This window comes from Mesorhizobium sp. M6A.T.Ce.TU.002.03.1.1 (assembly GCF_003997275.1).
In the GTDB taxonomy this organism is placed as follows: Bacteria; Pseudomonadota; Alphaproteobacteria; order Rhizobiales; family Rhizobiaceae; genus Mesorhizobium; species Mesorhizobium mediterraneum.
Genome location: NZ_RZTI01000013.1, coordinates 28,154 through 47,507 on the forward strand (window position 1 = coordinate 28,154; position 19,354 = coordinate 47,507).

At 64.0% G+C, this 19,354-nt stretch carries 16 protein-coding genes; 10 read left to right on the forward strand and 6 right to left on the reverse strand.

Features of this window, described 5'->3' with window-relative positions; genetic code table 11:
* Positions 1 to 740 precede the first annotated feature (740 nt).
* Complete coding sequence (locus EOC93_RS06505; RefSeq protein ID WP_095482820.1) at positions 741 to 2,459, reverse strand: adenylate/guanylate cyclase domain-containing protein; 1,719 nt, start codon at positions 2,457 to 2,459, stop codon at positions 741 to 743.
* 362 nt (positions 2,460 to 2,821) lie between these two features.
* Between EOC93_RS06505 and EOC93_RS06510 the strand changes: the two genes are divergently transcribed.
* The 5 genes from EOC93_RS06510 to EOC93_RS06530 all read left to right on the forward strand — a co-directional run bounded on the left by EOC93_RS06510 (position 2,822) and on the right by EOC93_RS06530 (position 9,274).
* Positions 2,822 to 3,481, forward strand: a complete 660-nt coding sequence (locus EOC93_RS06510; protein ID WP_077380658.1) for a L,D-transpeptidase — start codon at positions 2,822 to 2,824, stop codon at positions 3,479 to 3,481.
* A gap of 10 nt (positions 3,482 to 3,491) precedes the next feature.
* Positions 3,492 to 4,004, forward strand: coding sequence for an OmpA family protein (locus EOC93_RS06515; protein ID WP_027155108.1), 513 nt, complete (start codon positions 3,492 to 3,494; stop codon positions 4,002 to 4,004).
* Between the two features lie 312 nt (positions 4,005 to 4,316).
* Positions 4,317 to 5,414, forward strand: a complete 1,098-nt coding sequence (locus EOC93_RS06520) for a branched-chain amino acid ABC transporter substrate-binding protein (RefSeq protein WP_095482817.1) — start codon at positions 4,317 to 4,319, stop codon at positions 5,412 to 5,414.
* A gap of 218 nt (positions 5,415 to 5,632) precedes the next feature.
* The gene (locus EOC93_RS06525) at positions 5,633 to 6,721 is read left to right on the forward strand and encodes a branched-chain amino acid ABC transporter substrate-binding protein (protein ID WP_245329736.1); all 1,089 of its coding nucleotides are present in this window, start codon (positions 5,633 to 5,635) and stop codon (positions 6,719 to 6,721) included.
* A gap of 84 nt (positions 6,722 to 6,805) precedes the next feature.
* A complete protein-coding gene (locus EOC93_RS06530) occupies positions 6,806 to 9,274 on the forward strand; it encodes an adenylate/guanylate cyclase domain-containing protein (protein ID WP_127204165.1) in 2,469 nt (822 codons plus the stop codon).
* Between the two features lie 727 nt (positions 9,275 to 10,001).
* Here the strand turns inward: EOC93_RS06530 and EOC93_RS06535 are convergent.
* Entirely contained in the window at positions 10,002 to 11,159 is a 1,158-nt protein-coding gene (locus tag EOC93_RS06535) for a sulfite oxidase (protein ID WP_126105650.1), read from the reverse strand.
* 524 nt (positions 11,160 to 11,683) lie between these two features.
* Between EOC93_RS06535 and EOC93_RS06540 the strand changes: the two genes are divergently transcribed.
* Together EOC93_RS06540 and EOC93_RS06545 are read left to right on the forward strand one after the other, a co-directional pair.
* Complete coding sequence (locus tag EOC93_RS06540; RefSeq protein ID WP_127204166.1) at positions 11,684 to 12,316, forward strand: DUF1326 domain-containing protein; 633 nt, start codon at positions 11,684 to 11,686, stop codon at positions 12,314 to 12,316.
* Between the two features lie 8 nt (positions 12,317 to 12,324).
* On the forward strand, positions 12,325 to 13,188 hold the full coding sequence (locus tag EOC93_RS06545) for a DUF2182 domain-containing protein (RefSeq protein ID WP_127204167.1): 864 nt from the start codon (positions 12,325 to 12,327) through the stop codon (positions 13,186 to 13,188).
* 83 nt (positions 13,189 to 13,271) lie between these two features.
* Here EOC93_RS06545 and dinB read toward each other — a convergent pair whose 3' ends face one another.
* From dinB to EOC93_RS06560, 3 genes are all read right to left on the reverse strand, one after another.
* Complete coding sequence (dinB, locus tag EOC93_RS06550) at positions 13,272 to 14,513, reverse strand: DNA polymerase IV (protein WP_127204168.1); 1,242 nt, start codon at positions 14,511 to 14,513, stop codon at positions 13,272 to 13,274.
* Between the two features lie 378 nt (positions 14,514 to 14,891).
* A complete protein-coding gene (locus EOC93_RS06555; protein WP_127204196.1) occupies positions 14,892 to 15,350 on the reverse strand; it encodes a GNAT family N-acetyltransferase in 459 nt (152 codons plus the stop codon).
* Positions 15,351 to 15,474: 124 nt separating this feature from the next.
* Positions 15,475 to 15,843 carry a hypothetical protein gene (locus EOC93_RS06560; RefSeq protein ID WP_127204169.1) on the reverse strand — a complete coding sequence of 123 codons (369 nt, stop codon included), beginning with the start codon at positions 15,841 to 15,843 and terminating at the stop codon, positions 15,475 to 15,477.
* Positions 15,844 to 16,060: 217 nt separating this feature from the next.
* Between EOC93_RS06560 and EOC93_RS06565 the strand changes: the two genes are divergently transcribed.
* Positions 16,061 to 16,363, forward strand: coding sequence for a hypothetical protein (locus tag EOC93_RS06565; protein WP_127204170.1), 303 nt, complete (start codon positions 16,061 to 16,063; stop codon positions 16,361 to 16,363).
* A 225-nt stretch (positions 16,364 to 16,588) separates the two neighbouring features.
* Here the strand turns inward: EOC93_RS06565 and EOC93_RS06570 are convergent, their stop codons facing one another.
* Positions 16,589 to 17,284: a helix-turn-helix transcriptional regulator gene (locus tag EOC93_RS06570; RefSeq protein WP_164759060.1), complete on the reverse strand. Its 696-nt coding sequence runs from the start codon at positions 17,282 to 17,284 to the stop codon at positions 16,589 to 16,591.
* A gap of 597 nt (positions 17,285 to 17,881) precedes the next feature.
* Here EOC93_RS06570 and EOC93_RS06580 point away from each other — a divergent pair.
* Positions 17,882 to 18,556, forward strand: a complete 675-nt coding sequence (locus EOC93_RS06580) for a GcrA cell cycle regulator (protein ID WP_127204172.1) — start codon at positions 17,882 to 17,884, stop codon at positions 18,554 to 18,556.
* 94 nt (positions 18,557 to 18,650) lie between these two features.
* Entirely contained in the window at positions 18,651 to 19,259 is a 609-nt protein-coding gene (locus tag EOC93_RS06585; RefSeq protein ID WP_127204173.1) for a DUF6456 domain-containing protein, read from the forward strand.
* Positions 19,260 to 19,354 lie beyond the last annotated feature (95 nt).

Genomic DNA, 19,354 nt, shown 5'->3' on the forward strand with positions numbered 1-19,354 from the left:
TAGTTTTTCTTGGTTCCGGAAGACAGGTCCATACGCCGAAATTTGTTCGTGCCTCCGAACTGTGTGGGCGTCTACCCTCCGTGCGATAGGCGGAAAGGACCCTTTTGAGATTGACCAATTGTTGGCTGCATCCGTTCGAAGATGGCCCCAAGGATCGGAGAAGAACGCGATGCGGCTGCTGATCGCCGGAACACATGCACAAATGTCACGATACGGCGTTTCAACTCGGCAACGCCTCGTCGACGTTGTCCACGCGAAGGCAACGGTGATGCCACCCCGACAGGCCGAGGTTGGCGGCAAGGTCCGCGTATGCGGGACGCTCGGCAGCGCGACTTCAGGGTCGGGTGGACCCGAAAAACGGCCAGATGTTCTCGGTCTGTGCTCGAAAAGTCGCATAAGAGTGCAGGGCGGAACTCAACGGCGACCCTGTGACGGGTCGCCTCATCACAACGTCTGAACCTTTCACTACTCTTTCCTTCGCGGCCGCCCAACGGCAGGCCATGACTCGAAGGCGATGTTCACATTTCAGATTCTGAACGGCAGCTCTGCGCCCCAAGTCGGTCACAAAAACTGCTTTTCCGGCTTTTCGAAAGCGGACATTGCAGGATCCATCACCAACGTCGTACTCGCGCGCCATCAACGGACATTGATCGATGGAACCCACGGGCATTGCCCTCACAGCCAAAAGACGAGCGTATGTCCTGACGAGAGCAAGTCGGCGATCCAAAGCGATGCGCTCCTTAGTCGGGAAGGCCAGCCTTGCGGTAACCTTCGACGAAGCGCTGGAGCACTTCTTCGTCGTCGAATGGCTGCGATGTTGCCCAGTGCCTGATGCTGAAATAGGGATCGCTCAGCAGGAAGAATTCCGCCTCTTGACGGGCTTCGTCAAGGCGCCCGAGCTGCGCGAGGGCTGCCGCTAGGATGCGCCGCGACGTGGTGCGGTAGGTTTCCGGCTTGCGTAAGGCATCGACCGCAGATTGATAGTCGCCGAGCGCATAATAGGCTTGGCCCGCCATCCAATAGTACCACCCTGGAGGGTGCGGATTGAGCCGCAACGCCCGCGTCACGAATTCGATGCCCTTGACCGCGTCGCCCCTTAAGGTGATGAGATCCGAGCGCATCGCCCAGGCATCGGCATGATTGGGATCGAGCTTGAAGGTCGCCTCGAACTCGGCATCCGATTCCGGGAAGCGCCGTTCGTGACCAAGTATGATGCCCAGCCCCCAGCGGTTTCCCGCATCGTTAGGGTCGAGCGCCACAGCCCGCTGCGCTTCCGCCAGCGCGCGAGGCTGGTTGGTTTGCTTCGGCTCGTTCCAGAACAGCCAGCCGAGCCAAAGATTGAGGGCCAGCAAGCTATGTGCCTCGGCATAGTCGGGATCGAGTCCGATCGCCTTTTCCAGGAGCATGCGCGCTTCCCGCGCGCCTAACCCGGTCTGAAAACTGACGCCGCGGGCTCGCACGCAAAGATCATAGGCTTCGAGACTCGTCGGCCGTTTACGCGCCGGCTGTCCGGCCAATCGGCCGACAAGGGCTTCGACGATCTTGGCCGTGACCTCGTCCTGCACTGCAAAGATGTCCTCGAGGCTGCTGTCGTAGCGCTCGGCCCAGATATGATCGCCGCCGATCGCGTCGATCAGCTGCGCATTGATGCGCACGCGCGCCGCGGCGCGCCGGGCGCTGCCTTCAACCACATAGCGCACCCCAAGATCACGCGCGGTCAAACGCACATCGACCGACCGCCCCTTGTAAGCAAAGGTTGAGTTGCGCGCGATGACGAAGAGGCCGGCTGAGCGAGACAGGTCGGTGATCAGGTCTTCGGTCAAGCCGTCGACAAAGGTTTCCTGCTCCGGATCGTTGCTCATGTTGGTGAAAGGCAAGACCGCGATCGAGGGCTTGTCGGGCAATTCGAGCGATGCCAGTCGGCCGACCGGAGCGGCTCTCGGAACGTGCAGGTTCACGCGATAGCAGTATATCGGCTCGGCTATATTCTTCACCCGCTGCTCGCCCATGGGCTCGAACGCAAACGCCAGCTTCTGCCTGACCTCCTTGGACACCTTCTCCGAAACGCAGATGCCACCGGGCTCGGCGAGTTGTTGGAGACGCGACGCCACGTTCACGCCCTCGCCATAGCGATCGTCCCCTTCGACGATCACTTCTCCAAGGTTGATTCCGATCCGGACTTCGAAGCGCTGGTCTTCGGCGACGCTCGCGTTACGCTCCGCCATGCCGCGCTGAAGCGTGACCGCGCATTCGACCGCATCCACCACGCTGCCGAACTCCGCCAGCAGGCCGTCTCCCATCAGCTTGAAGATTCGCCCGTGTCGCGTCGCGATTTCCGGCTCGAACAGCTCTTTGCGGCCACGTTTCAGCCGGTCGAAGGTGCCCGCTTCATCCGCCTCCATGAGCGCCGAGTACCCGACAACATCGATGGCAAGGATGGCAGCGAGCTTCCGCTCCATGTTGAGCCTCAGTAAAGATTCACGACTCGCAAGCCGCAGGCCAGAGGCAGGCAGGACCGGCGCCTCCGGTCTTACCGACCTATGATACCACAGATCACGCCTCTTGAGACTATGGCTCGCGCGACGCCCCAGCTCTCCTGCCGCAGGGCCACTGACGCGCGTCCGACCCATCCCGCTGCTTCTGGCGCAATGCGGTCGGCACCACCCTGGATGAAAAGGTCGGCTTTTCCAGCCCCATCATCCCGAAAGCGGACGTTCCGCTTCCGGCACGGCAGACTGAAGCAACGCAGCATTTTCCACTTTGAGGCGAAGTAATTCTCAACTATGGTCCGCCAGGCTTTTGGCATGGGGGGATATTGCCGATGGTTTTATCACGCAGGGGTGTCGTGCTCGGCGGCCTGGCGCTGGTCGCGGTGGGTGCAACCAGCAATATTGCTCAAGCCGCGGCGGCAAAATCCTTTTTCGCCGGTACCGCCAGCGACAACAATTTTGTCTATCGCAAGACCAACTTCGCCAAGATCGACAAGAGATGGCATCGCCAGATCGTCAAGTATTTCAGCAGTGAGCCGGTCGGCACCGTCGTGGTCGATACCCGCCACCATTTCCTCTACGTCATCATGGAAAACAAGACCGCCATCCGCTACGGCGTCGGCGTCGGCAAGGACGGCTTCAAATGGTACGGCCGCGCGACGATCGACCGCCGCGCGCTGTGGCCGCAATGGGTCCCACCCCCCGAAATGCGTAAGCGCAAGCCGGACCTACCGCACATGGTCGCAGGCGGCGCGTCCAACAATCCGCTCGGGCCGCGCGCGCTCTATCTGCACCGCAACGGCGCCGACACCGGCTACCGCCTGCATGGCACGCTGGAGCCATGGAGCATCGGCACCGACGCTTCCAGCGGCTGCATCCGCATGTTCCCGGAAGACATCATCGACCTTTACCAGCGCTGCCCGATCGGCACCGCGGTGCAGGTCCTGCCGCACATCGCCGACCAGGCGCCCGCTTCCACCACTGTCGAATGATTGGCGCCTCATGAACCGCATGATTGAAAACACGCGCCGGCTGCTCGCCGCCGGCCTGCTGGTGCTGGCCGCATCCTGCTCGACCAGCAACACGCTGGCCCCTTCCACGCCCGACATCACCAACACCGAGGTTGCCGGCTTCCAGAACGTGCAGCCGGGCAGCGAGGAGGATTTTATCCTCAATGTCGGCCGCCGCACCTATTTCACGCAAGGTTCGGCCGCGCTCGATTCTGTCGCCAAGGCCACCCTCGACACCCAGATCGCCTGGTTAGCAAAGCATCCGCGCTGGCTGCTCAAGCTGCAGGGTTTCGCCGACGATCCCGGCGCAAGTGAAACGGCGCTGTCGCAGCAGCGCGCCGATGCGGTGATGGACTACCTCGCCGCCGGCGGCATAGACCGCAACCGTATGTGGGCCAAGGGCTACGGTAAGGACAGGCTCGTCCGCGACTGCCCCGACACCGCCTGCAGGTCGCAGAACCGCCGCGTTGTGTCTAATTTGCGCGATGAGAGGGACGAGCCGTAGGGGGCTGCTGTTCTGCTTGTGACCCGTTGGCGACCTCCATAGGTCAGACCGGAAGGTCTGCAAACGGGGCAATTCGGTTCGTCGCGAGAGGCCGGAACTACCGCTCAGTCACCGATTTTGTTGAGAGCTCAGCAATCCAGCGCTTCAGCCAGTCATCAGGTACCGCACAAGGCCACATGGCGATCCTGGTCCCTGGTCGCTCGTTCAGAAAAGAGCCGGATGCGCCGCAGAACCAGCCGAGGTATCCGCGCTTGCGGAAAGGACTGTCGGCGCCGGCTGGATTAGCGTAAGCTAAAGTTTGGGGGTGCAGTCATGCACCACGCGGTCACCATTGCTGTCGCCGCGCTCGCGGCGTTGTTCATCTGCCCTGCGGGGGCGGAGGTGTTGATCGGTGTCGCCGGCCCGATGACGGGAAAGCTCGAGTGGACCGGCACACAATTGAAACGCGGCGCCGAGGCGGCCGTGGCCGACATCAATGCGACGGGTGGGGTGCTCGGCCAGCAGTTGCGGCTCATCACGGTCGACGACTTCTGCGATCCCGAGCAGGCGGTAGCGGCAGCCCAGAAGCTGGTCGCCGACGGCGTGGTATTTGTGGTCGGGCACTACTGCTCCGGAGCCTCGATCCCGGCCTCGAAGGTCTACGAGGCGGCGCGCGTTGTGCAGATATCGCCATCCTCGACCAACCCGATGCTGACCGAGCACGGCCGCGCCACCGTCTTCCGCGTCTGTAGTCGCGACGATGCGCAGGGCCTCGAGGCCGGCGACTTCCTGGCTGATCAATGGGGCGACAGGAAGATCGCGATCCTCCACGACAACACGACCTACGGGAAAGGCCTCGCCGACGAGACCCGGAAGCAATTGAACAGGCGGGGCGTGACCGAAGCGATCTACCAGGCCTACGTTCCCGGGAAAGACGACTACTCCGCTGAGATCGTCGCGCTGCAGGCGGCGGATATCGCGGTGCTCTATGTGGGCGGGTACCATACCGAGGCCGCGCTCATGGTCCGCGCGGCGCGCGACCGGGGCTACCCGGTTCAGGTGATCTCGGGTGACGATACGGCGACCGAGGCGTTTGCGCTCATTGCCGGCCCTGCCGCCGAGGGCACGCTCTTCACCTTTGTCCCCGACCCGCGTCGAAATCCGGAAGCGGCTGATGTCGTTGAGCGGTTCCGCGCCGAGAACTTCGAACCCGATTCCTGGACGCTGCACAGCTACGGCGCCGCCCAGACCTGGGCGCAGGCGGTCGAGAAGGCAGGCTCGCTGGAGCCGAAGGCCGTGATTGCGTCGCTGCACAACAATCAATTCGACACGGTGTTGGGCCGTATCGACTTTGACGACAAGGGCGATCTCACGACCCAAAGCTGGGTATGGTACGTCTGGCGGAGTGGAGAGTACGTGCCGGTCGAGTAAGGGTCCGGCGCACGCTGAAACAAATGATGCAGACCGGGTTAGCACGATCGTTCGGATCAAGCATCGGCGCGATGTTTGGGCGCCTCCGTATACGCGGCTGCCTCTTGCGTCTGCCGCTGGCGGGATCGCGGCCCCCAAGGACGCTGCGCCTGCGGAAAGGGCTGTCGCGCCGACCGGATTGGCGTAAGCGGCGGTTTGGGGGTGCATCCACCCACCGCATCATCACCGTAGCTATCGTCGCGCTTGCAGCCGCGTTCAGCCTCCCCGCGGGGGCCGAGGTCCTGATCGGGGCGGCGGGCCCGGTCACGGGGCAGCTCGCCTGGGTCGGCGGGCAGATGGAGCGCGGTGCCGAAATGGCCGTGGCCGAAGTCAATGAAGCGGGCGGCGTACTCGGGCAGCAGGTGCGGCTCATCACAGTCGACGACTTCTGCGATCCCGAGCAAGCTATGGCGGCCGCCCAAAAGCTGGTGGCTGACGGCGTCGTGTTCGTCGTCGGGCACATGTGCTCCGAGTCGTCGATCCCGGCATCGAAGGTCTATGAGGCTGCGGGAATCTTGCAGATTTCGCCGTCGTCCACCAACCCGATGCTGACCGAGCAGGGCCGTGCCAATGTGTTTCGAGTCATTGGCCGCGACGACGCGCAGGGCACCGTGGCCGGCAACTACCTGGCCGATCATTGGGCCGACAAGAAGATCGCAATACTTCACGACCGTACGACCTATGGGAAGGGTCTTGCCGATGAGACAAGAAAGCAGTTGAACCAGCGGGGCGTGACCGAAGCGATCTATGAAGCCTACGACCCCGGGAAGACCGACTATTCGTCTGAAATCGCTGCTCTCGAGGCAACAGATATTGCGGTGTTGTACCTCGGCGGCCGTTATGACGCAGCCGCCCTCATGCTCCGCGCGGCACATGATCGCGGATACGCACTTCAACTCGTCTCGGGCGATGCCATGTCGACCGAGGAGTTCGGCCTCATCGCCGGCCCCGCGGCCGAGGGCACGCTCTTCACCTTTGTCCCCGACCCGCGTCGAAATCCAGAAGCGGCGCTAGTCGTCGAGCAGTTCCGCTCCGAGAACTTCGAGCCCGAAGGCTATACCCTGCTGAGCTATGGCGCCGTCCAGGTATGGGCGCGGGCGGTCGAGAAGGCGGGCTCGCTGGAGCCCCAGGCCGTGGTTGCGTCGCTGCGGAACAATCAATTCGAGACTGTGTTGGGCCGTATCGACTTTGACGACAAGGGCGATCTTACGACCCAGAGCTGGGTTTGGTACGTCTGGCGGAGTGGAGCGTACGTGCCGGCAGAATAAGAATCCGCCAATCGCCGGCGCGCTGGTCGAGGCATCTGATGCAGGGCAAGTTAGCGCGATCGTTCAGATCAATGCGTCGCTGTGATGGTTGAACGCCTCGGCATACGTGGCCGCCTGTTGCTGGCCTTTTTCGGTATCAGCACCTTCGCGGTGTTCGCCACGGCGGCCGCTCTTTACGCCTTCCTCCAGGTGGGAGAGGTCGTCGACAGCATCACCAGGGATCGGGTGCCGTCGGCGCTGGCGTCCCTCCAGCTGTCGCGCCAGGCCGAGCGGGTCGCCGCCACTGCGCCCGCCATACTTACCTCGACCAGCGAGGCTCGGCACAACGAGGTCTCGGCTGCGATCGGGGCAGAGATGACGCGCCTCGAGGAGCTGCTTGCTGCGCTCAAAGGTGCGGCGCTCGACGTCGCGGCCGTGGCCGAGATCGAGGCGGCAGTGCTTGGTCTCAGGCGCAATCTCGACGCTCTCGACGATCTTGTCGCCGCCCGCCTCAGCGTGGTCGCGCGCAAGGAGGACCTGTTGCGCCGCTTGTCCGCCACCACAAATGCAGGTCAGCGTCTTGTGGCGCCCGGCATCCTTGTTCTGAACTCCAAGCTCCCGCAATGGCAGGCGGTCACGGCCGACACGTCGCGCGCCGCGGATCCAGGCGCGGCGACGGCGGCCGACGTGGTCCAGGCGATTGCGGCCTACCTCCCGCAGCAGAAGGCGCATCAGGAGATCTCGGCTGTCAATGACGCGCTGGTCAAGACGGCAGACGCGCCGACACCGGGCGATCTGACGTTGATCCTGTTCCCGCTGCGCCGGTCGCTCGCCGTTCTCGACACGATTTCTACCGAGATCGACGAGAGGCTGCGGGTCCGCTTCCGGCAGCGGGTGGACGAGTTGAAGGCGCTTGTCGATGGTGAGAACAGCATCCCGAAGGCGCGGGAGGACGAGTTTGCTGTCCTGGCCGATGGCGAAAAGCTTCTGGCCGAGAATAGCAGGCTGTCGCGCAGTCTCACCGCTGCCGTCGATCGCCTTGTCTCAGCGGCAGACAGCGAGATCACAGCGTCCGGTCTCGAGGCCGCGCTCGTCCAGCGCTACGGCACCGGAGTTGTCCTCGGCTCCGCCTTTCTCAGCCTCCTGAGCTCGGTTCTGATTGTCTGGCTCTATGTCGACCGCAGCCTCCTTGCCCGTCTGGGAAGCGTGAGCCAGGGCATGCTCGCGATCGCCGGCGGCAATCTTCGTGCGCCGCTGCCTGCCGCCGGCCGCGACGAAATCGGGCGCATGGCCGACGCGCTCAGGCTGTTCCGGGACACCGCGGTCGAGATCGAGGAAAAGAACCTGCGCGAGGTCGCCGAGGCGCGCCAGCGGCTCGTCGATGCCATCGAGAGCATCTCCGAAGGGTTCGCTCTCTACGACGGGGAGGACCGGCTTGTCCTCAGCAACAGCCGCTATCGCGAGCTGCTCTACAGCGACCTTGCGATCGAACTGGCGCCCGGCACGACGTTCGAGCAGATCATCCGCCGATCCGCCGAGCGCGGCTACATCAAGGATGCCGAGGGGCGGTTCGAGGAATGGGTCGCCGAGCGGCTCTCCCGGCACCGCAACCCTGGCGAGCCCTGGGTGCAGCGGCGCGCCGATGGACGATGGATCATGATAGGCGAGCGGCGCATCACGGGCGGCGGCACGGTCGCCGTCTACTCGGACATCACGGAGCTGAAAAAACGCGAGGAGAACCTCGCCGAGAAATCCGCAGCGCTCGAGGCGCTCTCAGCCAAGCTGGCCAAGTATCTGGCGCCGCAAGTGTACAACTCGATATTCACCGGCCGTCAGGATGTCAGGATCGCCAGCCAGCGGAAGAAGCTGACAATATGCTTCTCGGATATCGCCGGCTTTACCGAGACCACCGACAAGATGGAGTCGGAGGACCTCACCCAGCTCCTCAACCACTATCTGACGGAAATGTCGAAAATTGCTTCGGATCACGGCGCGACGATCGATAAGTATGTCGGTGACGCGATCTTGATGTTTTTCGGCGATCCGGAGACTCGCGGTGTCAAGGAGGACGCGCTCGCCTGCGTCGAGATGGCCCTCGCCATGCAGAAGCGGATGACCGACCTTGCCGAAATCTGGCGTGACATCGGCATCGAAACGCCGCTGCGCTGCCGCATCGGCATCCATACCGACTACTGCACCGTCGGCAACTTCGGCAGCGAAGACCGGATGGACTACACGATCATCGGCGGCGCCGTGAATCTCGCCTCACGCCTCGAGCAGGAGGCGCCACCGGGTGCCGTGCTCATTTCCTATGAGACGTTTGCGCAGGTGAAGGACACGATCGACTGCGTGGAACTAGGACACGTCCAGGTCAGGGGCATCGCCTATCCCGTCGCCACCTATCGCGTCCTCGATCTGAAGGCCAATCTGGTCGCCGCCGGCAGCGCCGTTCGAACCGAGCTGCCGCATCTCAGACTAGAAGCTGAACCCGAGTTGATGTCTGCTGGGGAGCGAGAGGAAGCCGCGACTGCGCTTCGCGACGTGCTCGATCGACTTTGTCACAAGCCCGGGTAGCAGGCTTCGCGCCCGCACCCGGATCGTCGCCTTCTACAGCGCTCACCTTGTCGACCAATGCAGGGATGGCTCCTTCGCCAGCGCCTCTTTTGGGGCCGTGACTTGACCTTCCCGGCGTCGCTGGCAAGGTCCGCTTCTGGCGCAAAGTGGGCTTCGGCATTGCACCGCCCGGCCAAGCCGGCTCACGATTCCGGTTCCTTTTCGGTCAGTTCGAAAATCGGAATTTTTTGTTGCGAAGGCTGCGGGACGGCGCCCCTCGTCAACCTGCCGGACATCTCCCCCAACAAGGAGGGAGATTGGCAGCTCCACCGGCAGCGTTTTTTAATCCAGCCTTGGAGACTGGCGAACGCGATGGCGATATCCGATCAAGTGGGCCGGCAAGGGGGCGACGTAGAGCATCGGCTTCAATACTCCCTCGCCAGCCACCGCGCCCCGCGCAGTCTCAGGGCGTGGTGGTGTGCGCGCAGATTTCGGGCAGGCGTCCGGCAACGTATTCGCCGGCGGCGGATATTTGGCCGCCGGTTTTCGCCGCTGCAGCTCGGCAGCAGAAACGCGTCGTAATTGGTGTCGAAGAAGAGAGGAATCGAAGCCGTGGTCAAAGTCGCCCGGCGGTGTGCCCGCCATGCCACAGCCCTTTTGATCGAGCTTGCGAAGGGGCGCGCCAGCCCTCTCCGCAAGCTTTCGGATCAGGCAGATCCAAACGCAATTGCCACATGGCGGCAAGGTATTAGTCGACACGCACGCGGCGCGTCACCTGGCCATTGCTTTCCCAATATGTGTGTTTCTTGGCAATCAAGGGATCGTCCATTGCCGGTTGAATTTGTCCCGTGGTGCTGACCGCGCGCGAGGTCACCGTGTGTTCTCCAGGGGCGGGATTTGCCCAAGCCAGGGACCAGATCTTCCAGGCGTGCTCGGCCTCCTCACTATGGTCGATGGTCGCTGGTGCCCAAGGCCCTTGATCGATTTGCACTTCCACCCGGTCGATCGGCGCCCCCCAGGCTGCTCCAATGATGGAGTAATCTGAGTCTTTCCGGGTGACCTTCGCAGGCGCGGACTTTATCAGCGCTCGCCCGACCGAAGTCTCGACCCATACGGTCTCGCCGTTGTGGTCTTCCTCCCGGATGGTGACATAGTCACGGGCCATCAGAAGGCTCATGAACCGCGTATCGCGGACCTCGATGCGCTTCAGCCATTTGACGTTGGCGATCCCGTACCAGCCTGGAGCAATGAGCCGCACCGGGAAGCCGTTGGGCGCCGGCAAGGCGGCTCCGTTCATTTCATAGCAGAGGAGATTGTCGGGGTTCATCGCGTCGGCGAGCGACATGCTGCGAGCGAAGTTCTGCTGCATCTTGACGTCGCGTATCGCGACCTCGCCTGTGTCAGTACCGAAAAAGACGACCTCGATGCCCTTCTCCAGAACGCCGGCTTCCTCGAGGATCGGGGCGAGCGGCGTCCCAGCCCAGCGGGCATTGCCGATGCCGCCGGTGAAAAAGGGAAACCCGTGATTGCCCGAGCATTCCACTGTGAAAACGACCTCCTGCCGCGGTCGCGCCCTGATGTCGGCGAGCGTTAATTTCAAGGGCTTCTTGACCAGGCCTCCGATCTCCATGGACCATGTCTTCTCGTCGATCGTTGGTCGGTTGAAATGCGAGATGCTGAAGAACTTGTCGTTCGGAGTTATCCAGCTATCCAAATCCTCCCAGACAAGCTGCTTCTGGATACCTACCGGATCGGGATTTTCGGTCGGCTGATCCAGCCACGGAATAACTTCCTCGCTCGGCCGTTTTGGAAAAGCGTAAGCCCGACGCGAGGTATAGAGAGCGGCAATTGCGGCAAGAGCCGCGCTTCCTTGAACAAGAAGTTCTCTGCGCTGAAAATCAGGCATGTTGTTTACCTCCCAGTTGATCCGGAACGGGCTGCAACGTGCCTTAGGCCGTAGCCTGATCACGGATAGGCGACACAATGTGAGGTCTGCCCACCCGGAAGTATCCGGACAGGTCAGACAATCACCGACGCAAGTCAAGCATGTGAAGCATTGGACGAAACACTAGCTCGCGTTTCGCACGCTAAGAGTGCGCCTTTGAGAAGGACGTGTCCACAACCTGGGCGGGACATGATGATGATTGCAGCATTCGAGACCGATTTCCGCTCGGATCGTTGTAGGAAACGACCGTTTTTGGCTTATTTCCGGACCTTCGCAGATGCGGTCGGAAAGGCCCGTTCCGACCCGATTTCTGCCGTTCCGATACCGGCCGCGCCATCTCCAGGGCGGATGTTCACCCAGTTTCGGCGAGAAACCGCGTTGGCCTGCCGTCTCTTGTCGCGATCACTCTTGGCGCGACAGGATGGCGGCGCGGCCGGCGCAGGTGTATGATGATGGTCTAATATTTCGAGATGAGGGAGGACAGCATGACGTCTTGGGAAATCAAGGGACGTGAACTCGTCAATTGCACCTGCGAATATGGCTGCAACTGTCAATTCAATGCGCTGCCCGATAAGGGCCATTGCCATGCGGTGGCGGGCATCCAGATCGATGAAGGCCATCATGGCGAGACCGCTCTCGACGGCCTCCGGATCGCTGCGATCTTCAAATGGCCTGGCGCCATCCACGAAGGCAATGGCGAAGCCATCGCTTTCGTCGACGAGAGCGCAACCGACCGGCAGCGTAACGCGCTGCTGCGCATCATGACCGGCCAGGACACCGACCCGTTCGCGACGATGTTCGCCGTCTACGCCTCAACCGTGACAAAAATGAATGAGCCGGTTTTCACGAAGATCGATCTTGAACTCGATATCGACGGCCGCAGGGGCCGCATCTTCGTCAAGGACTTTATCGATACGGTCGGCGAACCGATCCGCAACAAGGTGACGGGCGCGGACTCGCGGGCTCAGATCGTGTTGCCGAACGGCTTCGAATATGCGGTCGCCGAGATCGGCAGTGCCTCGAGCACAACCAGCGGACCGGTTCAGGTGAGCACGAAGGACAGTTACGGCCAGTTCGCGCGGCTGCATCTCAACAATCACGGGGTGGTGCGAGCCTGACGCGCCGCATGGACGGCGCGTCGCCACTGGAACGCCTGCTCAGACGCGACCGCGTCATCACGATTGCGGGAGTGGTGGCGCTGTGCCTGCTGGCCTGGCTTTATATCGTCGCCGGGGCAGGGCTCGGCATGAATGCGTGGGAGATGACGAGGCTCGCGCTTTTCCCCCACCAGCAAACCCCCGACATGACCTCCGATATGTCTGGCATGGATATGTCCGGCATGGACATGGCGACGGAACCGCGGGTCTGGGGGGCCGCGATCTGGGCGCTGATGATCGCCATGTGGTGGGTCATGATGGTCGCCATGATGTCTCCGAGTGCGGCGCCGACGATCCTGCTCTATGCGCGCGTGCATCGCCATGCGCTCGCACAGGGCCAGATCCAGGACAAGCTCGCGCCCACCGGCGTATTCATGGCAGGCTACCTCATGGTCTGGCTGGGGTTCTCCGTCGCGGCAGCCGCGCTGCACTGGCTGCTCGAACGCGAGGCATTCGTTTCAGCGACGATGATGAGTTCGCAGAGCCGCTGGCTTTCAGGCATCGTCCTGATCGCCGCGGGCCTGTATCAGCTCTCGGCGCTCAAGAACGCCTGCCTGTCGCATTGCCGGACGCCGACGGCGTTCCTTTCCCGCCACTGGCGCCCCCACACGCTTGGCGCGCTGCGTTTGGGCGCCCTGCACGGGGCGTTCTGTGTCGGATGCTGCTGGATGCTGATGGCGTTGTTGTTCGTGGGTGGCGTAATGAACCTGGTGTGGGTTGCCGGGCTCGCCATTCTGGTGCTGGTCGAAAAGGTGTTTCCTGCCGGCCAGTGGGTCGGCCGGGTGGCCGGCATCGCCCTGATCGCCTGGGGCAGCGCAACGCTTTTGGTCTGACGACCAGCGCCTCGGATGTCGCATTTGCAGGAAACCCGATCGCTTCTGATGCAATGCGCATCGCACCGCCCGGCCAAGCCGGCTCACAATTCCTTTTCGGCCAGCTCGCGAAACGCGTCGGGAACCGACCGCTGCGGGCGGAGCGCGACCGAGGCATAGCCGACCGCTTCCCAGCCGAAGCGGTCGCGAATCTTGTCGATGGCGCGGTCGGCGGTCCAGCGCGCAGCACCCTTCCTGGTGCCGGGGCGGAGGCGGTCGTCGTCGAGGTCGAGCGGCAGTTCCAGTTGCAGGCCTGGCTGCCGTTCCAGATGCGAGACGGCGATCGCCAGCAGCGAGATGGTCTTTTCGTGCGGATGGTCGACAAGCACCTTGCGCACCAGCGCCTCGGCGATCTCGGCCAGCATGGCGGTTGCCGAAATCGGCTGGTCGAGCGTGATCGAGCGCGTCACCGAGCGCAGGTCGGCGAAGCGGACACGGACCGTCACCGTACGGCCGGGCCGCGATTTCGCCCGCAGCCTGGTGGCGACCCTGTCGGCCAGATGCAATAGCGCCGGCACGAAGACTTCCTCCTCGGCCGGTTTCCTGCCGAGCGCCGACTGCGCGCCGGCCGATCGCGCCCGGCGCTGCGTCTCGAGCTTGCGCGGATCGCGGTTCCAGGCCAGCGCGTTGAGCTTTTCGCCCGCCGCCGGGCCGAGCAGGCGCTCCAGCGACCAGCCGGGCGTCTTTGCCAGCTCGCCGATGGTGTTGACGCCAATGCCGGCCAGCCGCTCCCTGGTGACCGGACCGACGCCCCACATCAGCTCGACCGGCAGATCGTGCAGGAACTCCAGCTCGTGGCGCGGATCGACCACCACCAGCCCGTCGGGCTTGGCCACTTGCGAGGCGATCTTGGCCAGGTGCTTGGTGCGTGCCACGCCGACCGAGATCGGCAGCCCGAGCTCGGCCCGCACGCGGCGGCGGATCGTTGTGGCGATCTCGGCCGGCGGGCCGAACAAATGGGTGCAGCCGGTGACGTCGGCGAAGGCCTCGTCGATGGAAATCCGCTCGACCACAGGCGTGAAATCGCCGAGCACTTGAATAGCCGCATCGCCCAGCCGCTGGTAGTCTTTGAAATGGCCGCCGACGAAGATCAGCCCGGGGCAGAGTTCGCGCGCGCGGCGCCCCGGCATGCCGCCACGCACGCCGAAGGCCTTGGCCTCATACGACGCGGCCAGCACAACGCCGCCGCCGACGGCGATCGGCTTGCCGCGCAGGGCCGGGTCAAGCAACTGTTCGACCGAGGCATAGAAGGCGTCGAGATCCGCGTGGAGGATGTTGGCTTCCATCCGGCCCGTTCGCCCGCGGCGGTTCGAACGCCGCATTGTCTTGAGGTGGTTTCGTATGGAACATAAAGAGAACAAATAGGGCGGATTGTCAAGGAGAGTGGAGGGCAATCGCTTCGGTTTTCGCTGCCCCGCCGACCTCTCAAGTCTTGGGTTCCTCGCCCCCGCGAAGCGGGGGAGAGGTGGCCGCGAAGTGGCCGGAGAGGGGGCTTTCGTAGGGCGCAGTCTCCCTCTCCGTCTCGGCTTCGCCGCGCCACCTCTCCCCCACTTTCGTGGGGGCGAGGAACCCAAGCGGGACTGAAGCTGCGATCCTTCCCATCCCCTGCCGGCATCTCTCCCGCAAGGGGGATCGGCGATCGCCCCGCTGCCAGATGCCGCGCCCTACAACGCCATCTTGTAGCCAAGATGGCTGGCGGTGAAGCCGAGGCGCTCGTAGAAAGCGTGCGCTTCCCGTCGGCTCTTGTCCGTGGTGAGCTGAACGAAGCTGCAGTTGCGCGAGCGGCACGCTTCGATCGCCCATTCGATCATCAGCTTGCCGACGCCGCCGGAACGCCGGTGCCGGGCGACGCGAACGCCTTCGATCTGGCCGCGCCAGGCGCCTTTCCTGGAAATACCCGGAATGAAGCTGAGCTGCAGCGTTCCGACGACTTGTCCGGCCTCGACGGCCACCGCCAGCAGCTGGTTGGGATCGGCACCGATTGCCCTGAAGGCATCGAGGTAGGACGGCGCGAGCGGCGTCGACGCGTCTTCCCGGCCGGCGCCAAGCGCATCGTCGGCTAGCAATGCGACAATCGCCGGCAGATCGGGCGCTTGCGCGCGACGGAACTCAATCTCGCTCATCGAGACGATGACATACGGCGCGGGTTTGGCGACGGCAAGTGCCGTCCAGCCATTCGCGATGGGCGCGTCGCGGTGCAGGCGGCCAGCGCCAGACACTCGCGGCCGATGGCTCGGCAACCTCCGCTTACGCTGCCTGCCGTGCCCAGAGGCGATGGCCGTAGCGGCGGAAGAAGCGCGCCAGAAGCCGCTGCTGCCTGGCGCGGGCGAGATCGGCGCTGCGTCTTTCCTGGCGCCAGCGCGGCATGTTGCGATAACAAGCGATGAAGCGGGCGGCGTCCTCGAGCGCCTCCTCGGCCGACTGCGCCGGGCGCATCGCTGCCAGGAACAAGGCCTCGCCGTGCTTCAGCCGGTCGACCATCGCCTTGCGCTGGTCATGGCCCAGGCGAGCCTTGCCTATGCCGTCGAGGCGGATGGCCGCGAAAGCCGCCAGCATGGCCGGACTGTCGCCGGTATAGCCGCAATCGCGGGCGAATTGAGCGGAGAGGGCGTCCATCTTCGTTTCCTTGGCTTTCGGCGGCCGCGACGGATGTCCGGGTCCTGCTGCCCCATCCGGATCGTCCGCGGCGGTACTATTCGTCGGTATGGGATAGAAGCATAACTCAAAAACTGGCACAAGTGAAACTTTTGCACGGGTTTGAGCGGAACCGACTCGACTCTTGGGGAGAAACCCATAATGTTGTGAACAAAACAGGAACGGAGGCACTAGGGCGATGGCATTGCCGGGCAAGGAAGCGACGATCGCCGAGGTGGTCTCGATTGCGGTCGAATGTATCGATTGCGGCCGCAGCAGATGGTGGAAGTCGGCTGAGCTGAGGCGCTTCGGGGTGACTGGGCAGACGGCGCTGGCGTCCCTTTCGGGGCGGCTTCGCTGCTCGGCCTGCCGCGCGGACGGGCTGCCGGGCGCCACGGTCGTGATCCAGGCGGCGTTCATCGACGAGCAGGAGCGACGCCGCGCCGAGGCGCGGATGCTCAGCGATCGCGAGGTTCCCCTGGAGAGATCCAGGCGAGCTTGATGGAGTGACGCTCCCTTCTCCCCTTGTGGGAGAAGGTGGCCTCGCGAAGCGAGGTCGGATGAGGGGTGTTGGACGGATCGCCAACGCCTGCCCTTGCTCCGGGGAAGTGATGAGGGCGGACGGATTGCCAATGCCTCATTCCGCCCAGCACCCCTCATCCGGCTCGGCACTGGCGCGCCGATCCACCTTCTCCCACAGGGGGAGAATGGAGCGCGCCCCGCCGCCCTAATACCCCAGCAGCTCCTTGAGCGGGATGACGCGGAAGACGGCCTTGATCGCGTAGCGGTTGAAGGTCAGCGTCTTCGGTGGATTGTACTGCTCGACGACCAGCTCGGCGGCGGTGCGCTTGATCAGCTTCTTGATGAAGGCCTTGCCGTTGCGCTCGTTTTCCTCGGGAAACATCTCGATCACCACGTGGTCGCCGGGCACGGCGTCGCGGCCGCCGCAATAGAGTATTTCGCCGGGCTCGTAACGCGGTACCATCGAGTCCGAGAGCACATGCAGCGCGAACACCTTGCGCAAATGGGCGATGCCGGGCGGGCGCTGGACGTAGCCGGCGACCTCGCCGTTGAAGGTGAAGTCGCCGTCGTCGCCGCCGACCGCGGCACCCAGAAGCTCGATGTCCATCGCGCCGGCGGGCAGGGGAGCGGCGTCGGTGACGATCTCGGCGTCGGCGACATTGTCGGCGTCGTCGAGGAAGACGACCTCGCCCCTGCCGAGCGCCACCGGGTCGACGCGCAGGAAGGCGGCGGTCTTCAAAAGGTTCTCGGTCTTGGGCAGGTTGCGGCCGGTTTCCCAATTGCCGACGGCGGCGACGTCGGTGTCGTTGTGCTCGGCAATGTGGCGCATCACCAGGCCACGCTGCTTGCGCGCCTTGCGGATCGCCGCCCCGACCTTGATCGACAATGAGGTTTTCGCCATGGCGCCATCTGAAACATAAGAATCGGTTCCGTCCATGAAAGAATGGCTTGCATTGTTTTTTGAGTTATGCTTATATACAACCCATGCACAAGCCACGTCGCCTCATCTCGCTTTCCCGTCCGTCCCGGCTGTCCTCCTCCCCGGCCGGGACGAAGCCCGAGGCTCACGCCTCGGATCCGGTCGCTCTGCCGTCACCGGCGGCGACCGGAACGGCCGGAGCCGTATCCCTCACGGCTCCGGCCACGAATTGGCGCGTGCCATGCCGGCGTTTCGTGCATCCGCACCGAGGACGGCACGGTCATCGCCTTCGACCGGCAAACGGGCAGGGCGGTTTCCGGCGCCACCCGCGAGGCGGCCGAGGCAAGTTTTATCGCCGGAGGTGATCGTCCTTCTCCCCGTTCACGGGAGAAGGTGCCGGCAGGCGGATGAGGGGCGGCACCATCGCCGGGCTGCTCGGGCAGTGCCGGCAATGACCTGGGGCAAAGACAATCGGCCACGCCGCGCTGCCCCTCACCTGCCTGCCGGCATCCTCTCCCCGTGAACGGGGAGAGGGACGAGCTTCGGCATTCACGCAATCTCTTGAGACGGAAGAACACCATGCCCGCCTATACCGACACAGAATTGCAAAGCATCGCCAGCTGGCTGAAGGACGGATTGTCTGCCGCCAGGATCGCCGACCGGCTGAGCGCGCTGCGCGGCGGCCCGGCGTCGCGCAACGCGATCATCGGCGTCGTCCACCGCAACGCCGACTTGCGCGCCATCGGCTTTGCCAATCCCCAGGGCAGGTCCGGCGGCCGGCCTAGAAAAAACCCGGCAAAGCTTGTCAGGCCGGACAAATCCGCAGAGCCGGCCGGATCGCCTGGGCAAGCAAAGCTGCCTGGGCAAGCAAAGGTGGTTAAGCAGAGCGGGCCTGCGAGGCATGTGACGCCGGCCAGGCTGGCGCCGCCGGTCTGGCTGCCGCAGCGCCAGTTCGTGCACGAGATCCACGGGCCCGATAGCGAGGCCGTCAAGGTGCCGGCGCCGCACCCCACTGCCGTAGGGCGCCAGCCGCATGTCGCGGCCATGCGCTTCATCGACTGCCTGTTCAACCGCTGCCGCGCGCCGCTTGACCTGACGCTGGAGGAAGACCCCGAGAACGACGCGCCCGGCAGCCGGCCGGGACTGGACATGCTGTGCTGCGGCCTGCGCACGCGGCCGCTGAAAAGCTACTGCGCCTATCACGCGGCGCGCTTCTGCGACCACCGCCGCACTGTTCTGGCGGATGCGGCGTGAGCTGATCGCCGAACGGACGGCAATCTGAGTTCCTCGCCCTACGAAGTGAGGAGCCAGGTTCTGCGAAGACAGCAAATGAAACGAGGAGCCACCGATGAGCAGGAAGACCGCCCAGAAGGCCAAACCCAAGCCGCCCAAACTAGCCAAGGGCGAGGCCGAGCAGGTGCGCATTCGCAAGGAGGTCGGCCATGATTTCGCGCTGAAGGACGACGCCTTCGGCCGCAAACGGCTCGCAGTCGGCACGCTGGAGGCGAGGCGTGTCTATGAGGTTTCCAACGACGGCCACACCGCGACCGGCGGCATTGTGCGGGTGCGCAATGTCGACCCGCTGACCGGCATCACCTCGCTGTCGCGCCAGCAGCGCGAGGCGGGCATGCGCTACCGCGAGGATTTTCGCGTCTCGGCACAGGACGGCGTCAAGCCGACGGCGCTGACCGAGCGCGTCGATGGCGGGCGCATCGGCGGCGGCGTTGCCGACCGCATCCTGTCCGCCGGCCGCGCCTATGCCGACGCCACCAGGGCGCTTTCGCATTGGGAGGTTTCGGGCGTGGTGCAAAAAGTCTGCTGCCATGGCGAAACGGTGAAGAGCCTGGCCGAACAGAACGCCGAGCCGCGGGATGTTGTGGCGAAGCTGCTCAAGGTCGGGCTGGATTTGTTGGCGGTGCATTACGGGATGATGCTGATGCGGAGGCCGCGTAGGTAGCAGGCAACTGGCGTGATGCCCGCGTCGGTCGACCAAGGTGCCGTTGATCACCGGGGAGCGGCCTGAACTTCGCCGCCCGAGAGGGCGCGGAGTGC